Below are 2,255 nucleotides of genomic sequence, written 5' to 3' on the forward strand. Positions count from 1 at the left end.
CGGGGAGGCCGGTCCGCCCTGACCCGTCGGGTCACGCGACGCGCCGCGTGCGGCTGCGGTGGGAGGGAGCGGGGGCCGTCCAGACGGGGAGGAGGTCCTCGGCCAGGACGCGGTCCCAGGACGGGTGCGTGTCCCGAGCGGTGGCCGCGGCGCGGTGGCGTACCGCGTCCAGCAGCCGTGGCTGGTCGACCAGCGCGCCCAGAGCGTCCGACCAGTCCCGGGGGTCGTCACGTCGTACGACGATGCCGTCCCGGCCGGGGGAGGCCAGCCACTGTGTGGTGCGCGCGCCCTCGGGCAGCAGGACCGCCAGGCCGCTCGCCATCGCCTCGGCGACGACGTTGCCGCAGGTCTCCGTGCGGGACGGGAAGGCGAAGACGTCGCAGCCGGCGTAGACCGGGGCCAGCCGTTCCTGCGGGAGGGTGCCGAGCAGGGTCACGTCCGGTCCGAGGACCCGCCGGACCGGGTCCGCCTCCGCGCCCGAGCCGGCCATGACGAGGTGCACGGCCGTTCCGCGGTCGCGCAGACGCCGTACGCTCTCGGCGAGCAGCGGCACGCCCTTGGTGGCGTCCAGCCGGCCGGCGAACAGCACCAGCGGGCGGTCGGCCGGTACGCCGTACTCCCGGGCGAGCCGGGCCCTGGCCGTGGGGTCGGGCCAAAAGCGCCGGTGGTCGATGCCGCGGCGGAGCAGGGCGACCCGGTCGGCGCCCAAGGTGCGGGCGAGTTCCGCGCCTCCGGCCGGGGTGGGGACCAGCACCTGTTCGCAGGCGCCGAGGAGCCGGTCCCGTCGCCGGCGCAGCAGGGTCTCGGCGCGGGCCGAGAGGAACTCCCCCGTCCGGCGGTGGGCGCCGGGCAGCCACCGGTCGGCGAGGTAGCGGCTGTAGACGGAGGCCAGCGCGGGGACGTCGGTGTGCACGGAGGCCACGAGCCGGGGCGTCCGGGCGCCGTTGCGGGCGGCGCGGTGGGCCAGCCGTACCGCGGTGGCGGCGTAGGCGAAGCTGTGCGTCAGATGCCAGACGTCGTGCCGGGGCAGCAGCGCGGCCAGCCGGCGATGGTGGGGGGCGAGGTCGGAGATGTCCTCCGCTCCGTCGGCCGACATCAGGGCGGAGGTGGCGAGGGCCGGCCGCAGCATGACGAACCGTACGTGCGGGGACAGGGCCTCGACCCGTTCCCGCTCGCCGAGAAAGTAGACGGTCAGATCGAGACCGGGAGCGTCCGGCAGCCGGGTGGCGCTCTCCGCGAAGCGCTCCCAGCATTTGACGTGCCCGCCTGACGTGCTGCTTCGCATCAGCTCGACCAGGACCGCGACCGAGAACACGATCACTGGGTACCACCCCGGCCGGCGATCCAACCGCGACACCGAGAGATGACGTTGAAACTTGAACGGAATAGGTCTACGGTCGGTTCTGTTGGCGTCGTTGAAGATTCAACAGACTCCCGTCCCCCTTAGGAGCACACCATGGGCATCTTCGGTAACAAGAAGTCCGAAGCGTCGACCGAGAACACGGCCGTGAACCCCGACCTGGCCGCGCTGACCGGCGACTACGCGATCGACCCCGCACACACGACGATCGGCTTCGTGGCGCGCCACGCCATGGTCACGAACATCAAGGGCTCGTTCCTCGACTTCACCGGCTCGCTGCACCTCGACGGCGCCGACCCGTCGCAGTCCACCGCGTCCATCGACGTCAAGATGGACAGCATCAGCACGGGCAACGCCGACCGCGACGGCCACCTGAAGAGCGCGGACTTCTGCAGCATCGAGGAGTTCCCGACGATGACGTTCCGCTCCACCAAGGTGGAGGCCCTCGGCGGCGACGACTACCGCATCACCGGCGACCTGTCGATCCGGGGCGTCACCAAACCGCTCACCATCGACCTGGAGTTCAACGGCGCCGCGAAGGACCCCTTCGGCAACGACCGCGTCGGTTTCGAGGGCAAGGCCGAGATCCTGCGCTCCGACTGGGGCCTGACCTGGAACGCGGCGCTGGAGACGGGTGGCGTCCTGGTCTCCGACAAGATCAAGCTGAACTTCGACATCTCGGCGATCCGGAACGCGTGAACCCCACGCGTCGCGTGAGCTGACGCACCGCGCGCCCGCCCTGCGCTCCCTGGCTGGAGGGCGGGCGCTCGGCACGTCACGACCGGCGCCAACCGGGCGGCGCGACTGCGCTCCGTACGAGACGGGTCAGCGTAGGTCCGGCACTGTCCTCGACGCACCCTTCGACGTGACCGTCGGGGCCGCCCGCTTCTTTGTC

At 71.9% G+C, this 2,255-nt stretch carries 2 protein-coding genes; one reads left to right on the forward strand and one right to left on the reverse strand.

Annotation, left to right across the window (positions count from 1 at the left end; genetic code table 11):
* Window positions 1–31: 31 nt before the first annotated feature.
* Window positions 32–1,315, reverse strand: a complete 1,284-nt coding sequence (locus StrepF001_RS45035) for a glycosyltransferase (protein ID WP_129803848.1) — start codon at window positions 1,313–1,315, stop codon at window positions 32–34.
* A 141-nt stretch (window positions 1,316–1,456) separates the two neighbouring features.
* Between StrepF001_RS45035 and StrepF001_RS45040 the strand changes: the two genes are divergently transcribed.
* The gene (locus tag StrepF001_RS45040) at window positions 1,457–2,059 is read left to right on the forward strand and encodes a YceI family protein (protein ID WP_129803849.1); all 603 of its coding nucleotides are present in this window, start codon (window positions 1,457–1,459) and stop codon (window positions 2,057–2,059) included.
* Window positions 2,060–2,255: the final 196 nt, after the last annotated feature.

Source organism: Streptomyces sp. F001, from assembly GCF_004187715.1.
GTDB lineage: Bacteria > Actinomycetota > Actinomycetes > Streptomycetales > Streptomycetaceae > Streptomyces > Streptomyces flavusporus.